Annotated in this window: 10 protein-coding genes; 4 read left to right on the top strand and 6 right to left on the bottom strand. The window is 63.2% G+C overall.

What is annotated here, in order from left to right; all coding sequences use genetic code 11:
• Positions 1 to 170: 170 nt before the first annotated feature.
• Positions 171 to 1,628, top strand: a complete 1,458-nt coding sequence (locus EN925_RS06695; RefSeq protein ID WP_064992897.1) for a UdgX family uracil-DNA binding protein — start codon at positions 171 to 173, stop codon at positions 1,626 to 1,628.
• A gap of 52 nt (positions 1,629 to 1,680) precedes the next feature.
• Here EN925_RS06695 and EN925_RS06690 read toward each other — a convergent pair whose 3' ends face one another.
• The 4 genes from EN925_RS06690 to EN925_RS06675 form a co-directional block, all read right to left on the bottom strand.
• Positions 1,681 to 2,946, bottom strand: a complete 1,266-nt coding sequence (locus EN925_RS06690) for a glycerate kinase (protein WP_127384917.1) — start codon at positions 2,944 to 2,946, stop codon at positions 1,681 to 1,683.
• A complete protein-coding gene (locus tag EN925_RS06685; RefSeq protein WP_064992895.1) occupies positions 2,943 to 3,446 on the bottom strand; it encodes a heme-degrading domain-containing protein in 504 nt (167 codons plus the stop codon). The genes EN925_RS06690 and EN925_RS06685 overlap by 4 nt, the downstream gene beginning before the upstream one ends.
• Before the next feature lie 193 nt (positions 3,447 to 3,639).
• On the bottom strand, positions 3,640 to 4,956 hold the full coding sequence (gene guaD / locus EN925_RS06680; RefSeq protein ID WP_063169826.1) for a guanine deaminase: 1,317 nt from the start codon (positions 4,954 to 4,956) through the stop codon (positions 3,640 to 3,642).
• Position 4,957: 1 nt separating this feature from the next.
• Complete coding sequence (locus tag EN925_RS06675) at positions 4,958 to 6,175, bottom strand: urate hydroxylase PuuD (protein ID WP_064992893.1); 1,218 nt, start codon at positions 6,173 to 6,175, stop codon at positions 4,958 to 4,960.
• 131 nt (positions 6,176 to 6,306) lie between these two features.
• On the opposite strand from EN925_RS06675, the gene EN925_RS06670 reads away from it, so the two are divergent.
• The 3 genes from EN925_RS06670 (at position 6,307) to EN925_RS06660 (ending at position 9,606) form a co-directional block, all read left to right on the top strand.
• The gene (locus EN925_RS06670; protein WP_024501932.1) at positions 6,307 to 7,227 is read left to right on the top strand and encodes a LysR family transcriptional regulator; all 921 of its coding nucleotides are present in this window, start codon (positions 6,307 to 6,309) and stop codon (positions 7,225 to 7,227) included.
• Positions 7,228 to 7,351: 124 nt separating this feature from the next.
• Complete coding sequence (locus tag EN925_RS06665; RefSeq protein WP_127369943.1) at positions 7,352 to 8,359, top strand: LLM class flavin-dependent oxidoreductase; 1,008 nt, start codon at positions 7,352 to 7,354, stop codon at positions 8,357 to 8,359.
• A complete protein-coding gene (locus EN925_RS06660; RefSeq protein WP_127369942.1) occupies positions 8,356 to 9,606 on the top strand; it encodes an LLM class flavin-dependent oxidoreductase in 1,251 nt (416 codons plus the stop codon). Before EN925_RS06665 ends, EN925_RS06660 begins: the two co-directional genes overlap by 4 nt.
• A gap of 12 nt (positions 9,607 to 9,618) precedes the next feature.
• On the opposite strand, the gene xdhC is transcribed toward EN925_RS06660, so the two are convergent.
• Positions 9,619 to 10,500 carry a xanthine dehydrogenase accessory protein XdhC gene (xdhC, locus tag EN925_RS06655; RefSeq protein WP_127384916.1) on the bottom strand — a complete coding sequence of 294 codons (882 nt, stop codon included), beginning with the start codon at positions 10,498 to 10,500 and terminating at the stop codon, positions 9,619 to 9,621.
• 74 nt (positions 10,501 to 10,574) lie between these two features.
• A partial coding sequence (gene xdhB, locus EN925_RS06650) for a xanthine dehydrogenase molybdopterin binding subunit (RefSeq protein ID WP_128336418.1) occupies positions 10,575 to 12,288 on the bottom strand: 1,714 nt, incomplete at its 5' end.

Genomic DNA, 12,288 nt, shown 5'->3' with positions numbered 1-12,288 from the left:
CGTCGGCACCGGCGCATGCGGCTCGAGGACGTCGGACGGATCTGCCAGTCGATCGCCAAGCTCAGGCCGTTCATCATCGCCGAAGGCTGGTCACCTGGCGCGCTGACCGACAAGGCCGGCCTGCGCGAAAAGATTGCCTCCTCCTGCGAACAGTTGTCGTTGTTCTGATCATGCGGCCGGCGGAACTCGATCTCGCCAGATACAGAGTTCGGCTCGACAGCGAGACGGATTTTGCGGGCTGGCGTGACGCGGCACGGCGGCTGGCCTTGAATGAGGTCAGGCCCGAGGACGTCGACTGGCATGTCGCGCCAGGCTCTGATCAGGCACAATTGCCTGAAGTGCCTGCGGGCGCGCAACTCGTCGTGCCGCGCGACTTCCTCGGGCATGCCGAAACGGCGTTCTGCCATTCCGATCCCGGCCGGTTTGCCTTTCTCTACCGAATGCTGTGGCGATTGCGCGACGAGGCTAAACTGCTGGAAATCGCGTCGGATTCCGACACCAGGCGGCTCGAGGCCATGGAGAAGGCGGTGCGGCGCGACAGCCACAAGATGCACGCCTTCGTACGTTTCCGGAAAATCGGCGACGGTGCCGATGAGCGCTATGTCGCCTGGTTCGAGCCGGATCATTTCATCGTCGAGCGCAACGCCGATTTCTTCGTCAGACGTTTCACCGGCATGCGCTGGACGATCCTGACCCCTTATGCCTCTGCCGACTGGGATGGCGAAAGGCTGGCGATCGGGCCGGGCGCGGCCAAGGGCGATGCGCCTGATCAGGACGATACCGAGGCGCTCTGGCGCACCTATTTCGAGAACATCTTCAACCCGGCGCGATTGAAGGTGAAAGCCATGCAGAAGGAGATGCCGAAGAAATATTGGCGGAACCTTCCCGAGGCCTCGCTCATTCCAGACATGATCGCAGGAGCGGACAAGGCCGCCAAGGACATGATTGCGAAGATGCCGACAACACCCGCGCCGCACCACGCAAAGGTGCAGGCACGGCATTGGCCGAAGCAGCCCGTCGAAGCACCGGAAGATGATGCAAGCACGATTCCGGAATTGCGCGAGGCAGCGAAAGGCTGCCGCCGCTGCCCGCTGTGGCGCGACGCGACGCAGACCGTCTTCGGTGAAGGCCCTGACAATGCCAAGGTGATCTTCGTCGGCGAACAGCCGGGGGATCAGGAGGACCTCGCCGGCAAACCTTTCGTGGGTCCGGCCGGCAAGGTGTTCGATGCGATCCTGGACGATGCCGGTGTCGACCGGCAAAAGGTCTATGTCACCAACGCGGTCAAGCACTTCAAGTTCGAGCCGCGCGGCAAGCGCCGCATCCACTCCAAACCGAATTCCGGTGAGATTCAGGCCTGCCGCTGGTGGATCGACCAAGAATTCGAGCTGATCAAGCCGAACCTCGCCGTGGCACTCGGCGCGACAGCGGCGATGTCGCTGCTCGGCAAGGCGATTCCGGTGACAAAGATGCGCGGACAAGTGATCGAGCGCGAGGACGGATTGCGCGTGTTCATCACCATCCATCCCTCCTTCATCCTGCGCATCCGCGAACCCGCGGACAAGGAGGCTGAACGCGAACGGTTCCTGCAGGATATGAAGCTGGTGAAGCGGCTGATGGCCGCCTGATTGGTCTGTTTTGCGCGATTCCGGACGGAAAACCTTCCTGGAATTGCTGCGGCTACCTGATCAGAATTGCCCTGAGATCGTTGACATTCGTACCGGTCGGGCCGGGTACGAAGAGATCGTCAACCGCGTTGAAGGCCGTCCAGGCATTGTTGCCGGCAAGCATAGCCTTGGCGTCCACCCCGGCAGCGCGCATGCGCGACACGGTCGAAGCATCGGCAAAGGCACCGGCATTGTCTTCCGAACCGTCGATGCCGTCAGTATCGGCGGCCAGCGCATTGATACCGTCGACGCCATTGATGCCGATGGCGAAGGCGAGCAGGAATTCCGAATTGCGGCCGCCCTTGCCTTTTGCGCGCAGCGTCACGGTTGTCTCGCCGCCCGACAGGATCAGCACCGGCTTCGAGAAAGGCCTGTTGCGCGTCGCCACTTCACGCGCGATCGCGGCGTGGACACCGCCAACCTCGCGCGCCTCGCCTTCGATGGCATCGGAGAGGATAATCGCCTCGACGCCTTGCCGTTTCGCTTCCGTAGCGGCGGCTTCCAGCGATACCCCGGCCGAAGCGATCAGATGCACCTCGTTGCGCAAAAAGCGCTCGTTATCCGGGCTTGGCGCATCGGCGGCCGGCGAATTGATATGCGCCATCACCGAGGCCGGCAGTTTCATGCCATAGGCCGATATCGAGGCCAGCGCGTCGGCGCGGCTGCCTGTATCCGGTACGGTTGGGCCGGAGGCGACCATTGCCGGATTATCGCCGGGAATATCGGAGACGATCAGCGACACCACCCTGGCCGGCCATGCGGCCGCCGCCAGCCTGCCGCCCTTGATGGTGGAAAGGTGCTTGCGGATAGTGTTCATCGCCGCGATCGGCGCACCCGAGGCGAGCAGCGCCTCATTGACGGCGATCTCGTCGGCCAGCGTCAAGCTGCCGGCCGGCGACGGCAACAGCGCCGAGCCGCCGCCGGAAACCAGCGCCACCACCAGATCGTCCGCCGTCAGCCCTTGCACCTTCGCCAGCAGCCGGCGCGAGGCTTCAAGGCCGGCAGCGTCCGGCACCGGGTGCGCCGCCTCGATGATCTCGATGCGCTCGCAGGTCGCGCCATAGCCATAGCGGGTGACGACCAGCCCTTCGATGGGGGCGTCCCACACTTTCTCGAAGGCTGCCGCCATTTGCGCCGAGCCTTTGCCCGCGCCGATGACGATGGTACGGCCCTTGGGCTTGGCCGGCAGATGATCCCTGATGGTTCGTTCCGGATCGGCGGCGGCGACGGCGGCGTTGAAGATGGAGACGAGGAACGATTTGGGGTCGAGCACGGTCATTCGGCTTCCCGAGGCAATGCCAAGCCGCGCTTGTCGACGCCCAAATGATCGCACAGCGCATCGACGACGACGCCGTGATCCTCGCGCTCGGGCAGTCCGGAAACGGCGATGACGCCAATGACGCCGGTGCCCTTGGCGGTCACCGGAAAGCCACCGCCGGCCAGCACGTAGTCGGCAATATCCAGCCCTTCACCAATCTTGAAGGTGCGGTCGGGGCGCTGCTGTTCCAACACCATGCGATAGGTGCTTCTCAGGAACCGTTTGACCACATTGATCTTGCGCCGCGCCCAGTCGGGATTGGAAGCGTTCGAGCCCGGCAGCGCGGCGTAGAACAGCGGCCGGTCCCACAGCCTGATGTCGACTATGATGGGTAGATCTTCGGCGATTGCACGATCGCGAATGGCGGAGCCGATTTTGAAAGCGACGGCCTCGTCGAAGGTCGCGAAGACAAGGGTCTCTTCCTGTCTCTTGATCAGAGCGATGTCGTCAGCAACGGCCATTTTCTTTCTCCGAAATCGTCACACGTCGTGTGTACGACAAGCTCCGCTCGGTCAAGCTTCCGTGGCGTGGCCACCTTCTCCCGAGGGGAGAAGAGACGAGCACGGGCCTCGGCTTCCTCCTCTCCCCTCGGGGAGAGGCCGGATTGCCCCGAATTGCCTTCGCAATTCGGTTGGCAATCCGGGTGAGGGGGTCTTACCCCGCGCTCATGTCAGCCTTGGCTGGCCGCCCCGCCACATAAACTTCGCGGACGGAGCGGTCGTCGCCCAGCGTCTGCAGGAGAAAGAGCTCCTGCGCCAGCGTCTCGACCGTCTCCATCCTGAGTCGCATTCCCGGCGTTGCCCTGGCGTCCAGCACGACGATGTCGGCGTCGGTGCCCGCGTCCAGCGTGCCTATCTTTTCCACCACCGACAGCGCCTCGGCATTGCCGCGCGTCGTCTGCCAGAAGGACTGGAACGGGTTGAGCTTTTCGCCATTCAGCGCGATCACCTTGTAGCCTTCGTCCATGGTGCGCAGCATGGAGTAGTTGGTGCCGCCGCCGACATCGGTGGCGGCGGCGATGCGGATCGGCTTGTCGCGTCGGCGAAAGCGCTGATAATCGAAGAGGCCGGAGCCGAGGAAAAGGTTCGAGGTCGGGCAGAACACCGCCACCGAGCCCGAGTCCGAAAGCGCATCCGCTTCGCGCTCCGACAAATGGATGCAGTGGCCGAACAGGCTCTTTTTGCCTAACAGCCCGTAATGCTCGTAGACGTCGGTGTAGTCGCGCGCCCACGGGTAGAGTTCCTGCGTGAAAGCGATCTCGGCGTGGTTTTCCGACAGATGCGTCTGCATGTGCAGGCCGGGATGTTCGCGGCACAACACGCCCGCCATCTCCATCTGCTCCGGCGACGAGGTGATGGCGAAGCGCGGCGTGATGGCGTAGTGCTGGCGGCCCTTGCCGTGCCACTCCTTGATCAGCGCCTTTGTGTCGTCATAGCCGGATTGCGGGGTGTCGAGCACGCCGTCGGGCGCATTGCGATCCATCATCACCTTGCCGGCGATGTTGAGCATGTTGCGGTCATGCGATTCTGCGAAGAAGGCTTCGGCCGAGGCCTTGTGCACCGAGCAGTAGGCGGCGACCGTCGTGGTGCCGTGGCGCACCATTTCGTCGAGGAACAGCCGCGCGATGCGGCGGCCGTGCTGGGCGTTGGCGAACTTCGTTTCTTCCGGAAAAGTGTAGGTGTTCAGCCAGTCGAGCAGTTCGGCGCCGTAGGAGGCGATGATCTGCATCTGCGGAAAATGCGCATGGGCATCTATGAAGCCGGGCAGCAGCAGATGCGGCCGGTGGTCAATCCTTTTCACCGTTTCGTCGGCTTGCTTTTCAACATCGGCATAACTACCCGCGGCGACGATCCTGCCGTCACGGATCAGCAGTCCGCCATCCTCCTCGTAGCGCCAGGCGGAATGGTCTTCGAGAGTTTGCGGCCAGCGCACAAAGGACAGCGTGCGGCCGCGCAGAAGTGTCGAATTCATGCTATTTCCCTGCGCCTTCGAACCAGGCCATCAGCAGCGCCCGTTCCTTGTCGGTGATCTGAGAGACGTTGGCGGGCGGCATGGCGTGGCTGCGGCCGGCCTGCAGATAGATTTCGCGGGCGTGGTTGGCGATGTCGGCATCGGTGTCGAGCATCACGCCCTTGGGCGCATGATAGATGCCCTCATACACCGGCTCCGCCGCGTGGCACATCGAACAGCGGCCGAGCACGGTGTCGCGCACTGCCGGGAAATGCGCTGAAGCGACATAGATTTGCGCCGACGCGGATTCCTTGGGTTCGCCGGTCAGCACCTTCGGCGCGGTCGACAGCCAAATGATGACGATGAACAGGACGAGTGCCGCCATCCAGGTCCAGGTCGGATTGCCCTTGCGCGCATGGACCGAGTTGAAATAGTGCCGGATCAGCACGCCGATGATGAACACCAGCGAGGCGATGACCCAGTTGAACTCAGTGCCGAACGCCAGCGGATAGTGGTTCGACAGCATCAGGAACAGGACCGGCAGCGTCAGGTAATTGTTATGGAGCGAGCGCTGCTTGGCGATCTTGCCGTATTTCGGGTCGGGCTTGCGGCCGGCGATGAGGTCGGCGACGACGATCTTCTGGTTGGGGATGATGACCATGAAGACGTTGGCCGACATGATCGTGGCGGTAATGGCGCCCAGATGCAGGAAGGCGGCGCGGCCGGTGAACAGATGCGTCAGCCCCCAGGCGATGAACACCAGCACACAATAGAGCACCAGCATCAGGCCGGTGTCGCTTTTGCCCAGCGGCGAGCGGCACAGCAGATCGTAGACCACCCAGCCTACGCCGATCGTTGCCAGCGACAGCAGGATACCGACCGGCACCGACATCGGCAGCACGTTCGGATCGATCAGGAACAGATCGGCTCCGGCATAATAGACGACGCACAGCATGGCGAAGCCGGAAAGCCAGGTGGCGTAGGATTCCCATTTGAACCAGGTCAGGTGTTCCGGCATTTCGGCCGGCGCCACCAGATATTTCTGGATGTGATAAAAGCCGCCGCCATGCACCTGCCATTCCTCGCCGAAGGCGCCGACGGGCATGCCGGGACGCTGGCGCAGGCCGAGATCAAGCGCGACGAAATAGAACGACGAGCCGATCCAGGCGATGCCGGTGACGACATGCAGCCAGCGCACGGCGAAGCTCAGCCAGTCCCAGAAAATCGCGAAATCCATCATTGAACTCGTCCCTGCCGATTGGGTGACTTTACGGGCTGGAGCGCAAACGGAAAGAGGCGCGACGCACGAGGACTTTCAAAAAAAAATGGAAAATACTAGGTTGATCCTGCAAACCGGCGAAGGTGCTCCGCATGGCCTATCTCGACAACATCGCCGTCTTCGTTCGCGTCGTTGAACTCGGCAATCTGTCGGCGGCCGGGCGCGACATGCGCATTTCGCCGGCGGTCGCTTCCAACCGCATCAAGGAACTGGAGAAGCACCTTGGCGTGCGGCTGTTCAACCGCACCACGCGGCAATTGATGCCGACCGAGCATGGCACGGTTTTTTACGGGGGCGCCAAGCAGGTGCTGGAGGCGATCACCGAGGCGGAAGCCGCGGTCTCTGCCCTTTCCGGCCAGCCGCGCGGCACCATCCGCGTCACGGCACCGCTCGGCCTCGGCCGCCGGCTGGTGGCGTCGGGCATCCCCGATTTCCACGACAAATACCCTGATATCGAGGTGCGGCTGAGGCTCTCGGACCACAATGTCGACATCATGAAGGAAGGCATCGACGTCGCCTTCCGGCTCGGCATCATCGAGGATTCCAGCCTCAGGATGCGCGGCATCATGGAATGCGAGCGCGTGCTGGTGGCGGCACCGAAATATCTCGAAGCGCGCGGCGAACCGATTGAGCCGCAGGAGCTGATCGGCAAGAAGCACGACTGCCTGATGCTGCGTTATTCGGGCGCGCGCGAATATGTGTGGACGCTGCAGACCCCCACCGGCCCGCAGAAATTCGAGGTACACGGGCCCTACGACACCGACGATGGCGACGTGCTCACCGGCTGGGCGCTTTCAGGCCGCGGCATCATCAACAAGCCGCGCTTCGAGGTCGAGCCATTCATCCGCGACCGGCGGCTGAAGGTGATCCTGCCCAGCACGCCACCGACACCGGTGCAGTTCGCCGCCGTCTATCCGCACAAGAAGCTGCAGGATCCAAAAGTGCGGCTGCTGCTCGACTTCATGGCCGAGCGCTGCCAGCGGCTGATCAACGATCTGCTTGCTGGCAAATAAAGGCTGGCCGGCAAATAGGGACTGGCCGGTAGGTGAGCGGCGGTTTGGCCCAGCGCCGGCGGTTGCCATCCCAGGATGTGGCGAACATAGTTCGGGTGGCATTTCATCTCATAGGGAACCCTCGATGGACAACGGCGCCACAATGCATCTTGCCGTTTCGCTCGCCGATCCATCCCTCGAGACTGGGTTGGAATTCAGCCGCCTGGCTGGTTTCGTGCAAAAGGCTGAAGCAGCCGGGCTGGACATGGTGCTGCTTGCCGATGCCGTGCCAGCGTCCGAAAGCGAAGCCGCGAACAAACGGATGCCCTTCGAAGCGACGACCTTACTGGCCGCTCTGGCGACTGTCACAAGCAGGATCGGCCTGGTTGCGGCTGCCTCGACAATTGCCCACCAACCCTACAATCTGGCACGCCGTTTCGCTTCGCTCGACGTTATCAGCCACGGCCGCAGTGGCTGGAACGCAACCATGACGCAAGCGCCACGGGAAGCAGCCAATTTCAGCCGGCCCGAAGGATTTTCGCCTAACGATTTCCGCCGTCGCAGTGAGGAATATATCGGCATCGTGCAAGGTCTGTGGCAGGGCTGGGATGCGGACGCGCTGCTGTTCGACCAGAGCGGCGGCCGCTTCCACGACCCCGAAAAGATGCACCTGCTGGAGCACAAGGGCGAATTCTTTTCCGTGCGCGGACCGCTGAACGTCGCCCGGTCGCCGCAGGATACGCCAGTGCTCGTCTTGTCGGGCCTGCAGGAATCCGACTTCGATATTGCCACTCGCACCGCCGATGTCATCCTGCTGGACGGCGGACTGGTGGAGGGCGCGACCGAACGCTATGACGATATCAGGCGCCGTGTCACGGCGTGCGGACGCACTCCCGATGCTGTGAAAGTGCTGACGAACGTCGCGCTTATCGCCGATAGTAAGCCGGCTGCCGTCGCCGAGAGGCTGGAAAAGGAATTCCTGGCGAAAAGCTGCGACGGGTTCAACATCCTGATGCCGGCACAGCTTTCAGCGCTCGACGATTTCGTCGGCTTGGTTCTGCCGGAACTGCGGCGGCGTGGCCTGGTTCGAGAAAGCTATCGCGGAAAAACGTTGCGCTCGCATCTCGGGCTTGCCGGCGGAGGTGACCGATGACCGCTCGCCAGATGAGGCTGGGCGCCTTCCTGTGGGCGACAGGCCACCACATCGCCGCCTGGCGCCATCCCAAGGCACACGTCACCGCCGGCATCGACATCGACCATTACATCGCATTGGCGCGCACGGCGGAGACGGCAAAATTCGACATGGTGTTCTGCGAGGACGCCGCCGGCCTGCGTGAAGCCAATATCGGCATTGCCAGCCAGACGTCGCGCTCGATCGGTTTCGAGCCGATCAGCCTGCTCTCGGCGCTCGCCGTCCAGACCAGCCGCATCGGCCTCGTCTCGACAGCGTCGACAAGCTACAACGAGCCCTATGGGCTGGCACGAACCTTCCTGTCGCTCGACCATCTGAGCGGCGGCCGGGCCGGCTGGAATCTGGTCACCTCGGCCAGCCCCATCGAAGCAGCCAATTTCGGCGCGACGGGCCTCAAGCCCCATGCCGACCGCTACGAACGGGCGCGCGAGTTCGCCGAGGTGGTGACCGGCCTGTGGCACGGCAAGGCTTCCGGCCATAACGGCCAGAGCTTTTCGGTTCGCGATCCGCTCGACCTGCCGCGCTCGCCGCAGGGCGCGCCGGTGATGGTTCAGGCCGGCGCCTCGGATGTCGGCCGCGACCTTGCCGCCCGCACCGCCGATGTGGTGTTCACGGCGGCGCAGACCTTCGAGGAAGCCAAGGCCTTCTATGACGATCTCAAAGGACGTCTGCCGGCCTACGGGCGCGAGCCGGACGACATCAAGATCATGCCGGGCGTCGCACCGGTGGTGGCGGAGACCGAAGCGGAGGCCCGTGAAAAATACGAGGAATTGCAGGAGCTGATCCCCGACGATGTCGGCGTGGCGCTGCTGTCCAGCTATCTCAGCATCTCCGATCTGTGGCGCTATCCGATCGATGGGCCACTGCCGGAACTGCCGGAGAGCGAGGGGATGAAGAGCAGGCAAGCGCTGGTGATCGAGCAATCGCGCCGCGACGGCCTCTCCATCCGCCAGCTCGCCCGGCATTTTGCCGGCGCGCGGGGCCATTGGCGCATCGTCGGCACAGCGGCCCAAGTCGCCGACGAACTGCAGACGCGGTTCGAGGGTGGGGCGGCCGACGGTTTCAACGTCATGCCCTCATATTTCCCCGGGGAACTCGATGCCTTTGCCACGCTCGTCGTGCCGGAGTTGCAGCGGCGCGGCCTGTTCCGGACGGAATACCAGGGCCGCACGCTGCGCGACCATCTGGGTTTGAAACGGCCGGTTTAGCTGCGGCGCAGCTTAGCCTGCCATCACCTTGCCATGCGGAATTTGATGGTCGGCATTTAAGGCTGCGTTGTGATTGACCAGCGCCGTCATGATCTCGGCCGCAGCCAGCGCCGCGATGACCTGAGGGCGCTTGTCCTTGACGGTGTCGCCGCCAATTGGCGAGACGAGGCGGGCAAACTCGGCCTGGCTGCCGTCCGCCGATTTCAGGAACCAAGTCCTGAACGTCGCTTTCTTGGTCTTCGAGCCGATCATGCCGACATAGGCGGTGTCACCGCGTTTCAGCGCTTCCGCGACGATCAGGAAATCCAGCGCATGATCGTGGGTAAGGATGGCGAAGGCGGCGCCGGCGGGGGCATTCCGCACCATCGCTTCCGGCATAGCTGTCAGCCGTGTCTCGATGGTTTCGGGCATGCCTTCCAGTGCTTCGGCCCGCGTCTCGATGACGACGCCGTGCACGGGAAGAAGTGCGATCGCCGATGCCAGCGCCTGGCCGACATGGCCACCACCGAAGATGTAGACGTACGGCAGGTGCGCCTCCTCGGCTTCCGCGGCCGCAACCAGGTCGCCGGCAAGCGCAGCATCGACGAGCCGGATCAAGACTTCGACGCGCCCGCCGCAGCATTGGCCGATCTCGGGACCCAGCGGGACGTCTAGGATAGCGCAGACTTCGTCAACCTCGATGCGGACTTCTTTGCCCAACATCTGCCTGGCCTTGTCGATTGCCATATATTCGAGCTGACCGCCGCCGATGGTGCCAAAGATCGCCGTCTGCGAGACGAGCATGAAGGCGCCCTTCTCGCGTGGCGTCGAGCCTTTTGTTCCGGCCACTTCGACCAGGGCAACCCGACCGGCGCTGGCGAGAAAGGCTTTCAGGCTTTGCACTTTCGAGTTCATGGTTCACGTTCCCGAATGGGAAATATAGGTTTTTTCGGCCCGGATTGCACGCATTGCCGACCCTGGGGCCGGATTCAGGCGCCGGCCTCCTTCTTCAGCCGCTCGATCGCCATCAGAACCCGCTCCGGGGTCGCCGGAGCATCGAGGCGCGGGCAGATCCTGTTGTCGGCGACACTGGCCACCGCGTCCGATAGCGCATGCAGCACCGACATGCCGAGCGGGAACGGCGGCTCGCCGACCGCCTTGGAGCGGTGGATGGTCGGCTCGCCGGCTTCCGGCCAGTCGGCCAAGGTGACGTTGAAGATCTTCGGCCGGTCGGAGGCGAGCGGGATCTTGTAGGTCGACGGTGCATGCGTGCGCAGCCGGCCCTTGGCGTCCCACCACAGTTCTTCCGTCGTCAGCCAGCCCATGCCCTGGATGAAGCCGCCTTCGATCTGGCCGATATCGATCGCCCGGTTCAGCGAGCGGCCACAGTCATGGAGAATATCGGTACGCTCGACCATGTATTCGCCGGTCAGCGTGTCGACCGAGACTTCCGAGCACGAGGCGCCATAGGCGAAATAATAGAAGGGGCGGCCCTCGCCCTTGTCGCGGTTCCAGTGGATTTTCGGCGTCTTGTAGAAACCAGCCGCCGACAGCTGGATGCGGGCCATATAGGCCTGCTTGACAAGGTCGGCGAAGGCGATTTCCTGGTTGCCGATGCGCACCCGGTTGGGCAGGAACAGCACCTGATCACGCGGCACCTGATATTTTTCGGCGGCGAAATCGGTCAGCCGATCCTTGATCTGGCGCGCGCCATTCTGCGCCGCCATGCCGTTGAGGTCGGAGCCGGACGACGCTGCCGTAGCCGAAGTGTTCGGCACCTTGCCGGTCGTTGTCGCGGTGATCTTCACCTGGTCGAGATCGATCTGGAACTCTTCCGCCACCACCTGCGCCACCTTGACGTAGAGGCCCTGCCCCATCTCGGTTCCGCCATGGTTCAGATGCACCGAACCGTCGGTGTAGACATGCACCAGCGCGCCGGCTTGATTGTAATGCGTGGCGGTGAACGAGATGCCGAATTTGACCGGCGTCAGAGCGAGGCCCCGCTTGATGAAACGGCTGTTGGCATTGAAGGCCGATATTTCACGCCGCCGCCGCGCATAGCTCGCGCTTTGCTCCAGCTCGGCGACGATGCCCTGGATGATGTTATCCTCGACCGTCTGGTGGTAGGGCGTGATGTTGCGGCCCCCCTCGCTACTGGTGCCGTAGAAATTCTTCTTGCGGATTTCGAGCGGATCCTTGCCAACGGCAAAGGCCACCTCGTCGATGACGCGCTCGGCGCCGACCATGCCTTGCGGGCCGCCGAAACCACGAAAGGCGGTGTTCGACACGGTGTTGGTGTAGAGCGGCGCCGACTGCGCATGCACCGCCGGCCAGAAATAAGTGTTGTCGCAGTGGAACAGCGCGCGATCGGTTACCGGGCCGGACAGATCCGACGAAAAACCGCAGCGCGCCGCGAACATGAAATCGACGCCGAGGATGTTGCCCTCATCATCGAAGCCGACCTCGTAATCGACGAGGAAATCATGACGCTTTCCGGTGGCGATCATGTCGTCGTCGCGGTCGGGCCGGATCTTCACGGCGCGGTGGTGTTTCTTCGCGGCGATCGCGGCCAATGCGGCAAACTGATTTCCCTGCGTTTCCTTGCCGCCGAAGCCGCCTCCCATGCGGCGGATTTCCACCGTGACGGCATTGCTCGGCACGCCGAGTACGTGGCTGACCATGTGCTGGACTTCGCTTGGATGC

The sequence above is a fragment of the Mesorhizobium sp. M7A.F.Ca.US.006.04.2.1 genome (assembly GCF_004022915.1).
In the GTDB taxonomy this organism is placed as follows: Bacteria; Pseudomonadota; Alphaproteobacteria; order Rhizobiales; family Rhizobiaceae; genus Mesorhizobium; species Mesorhizobium ciceri.
The sequence above is the reverse complement of the archived record's forward strand: the minus strand, read 5'-3'. Positions and strand labels throughout refer to the sequence as shown.

Bases quoted from the DNA above. Each gene is read 5' to 3' on its own strand.
- EN925_RS06695 (WP_064992897.1), top strand. From the start codon at position 171: ATGCGGCCGGCGGAACTCGATCTCGCCAGATACAGAGTTCGGCTCGAC.
- EN925_RS06690 (WP_127384917.1), bottom strand. From the start codon at position 2,946: ATGACCGTGCTCGACCCCAAATCGTTCCTCGTCTCCATCTTCAACGCC.
- EN925_RS06685 (WP_064992895.1), bottom strand. From the start codon at position 3,446: ATGGCCGTTGCTGACGACATCGCTCTGATCAAGAGACAGGAAGAGACC.
- guaD (WP_063169826.1), bottom strand. From the start codon at position 4,956: ATGAATTCGACACTTCTGCGCGGCCGCACGCTGTCCTTTGTGCGCTGG.
- EN925_RS06675 (WP_064992893.1), bottom strand. From the start codon at position 6,175: ATGATGGATTTCGCGATTTTCTGGGACTGGCTGAGCTTCGCCGTGCGC.
- EN925_RS06670 (WP_024501932.1), top strand. From the start codon at position 6,307: ATGGCCTATCTCGACAACATCGCCGTCTTCGTTCGCGTCGTTGAACTC.
- EN925_RS06665 (WP_127369943.1), top strand. From the start codon at position 7,352: ATGGACAACGGCGCCACAATGCATCTTGCCGTTTCGCTCGCCGATCCA.
- EN925_RS06660 (WP_127369942.1), top strand. From the start codon at position 8,356: ATGACCGCTCGCCAGATGAGGCTGGGCGCCTTCCTGTGGGCGACAGGC.
- xdhC (WP_127384916.1), bottom strand. From the start codon at position 10,500: ATGAACTCGAAAGTGCAAAGCCTGAAAGCCTTTCTCGCCAGCGCCGGT.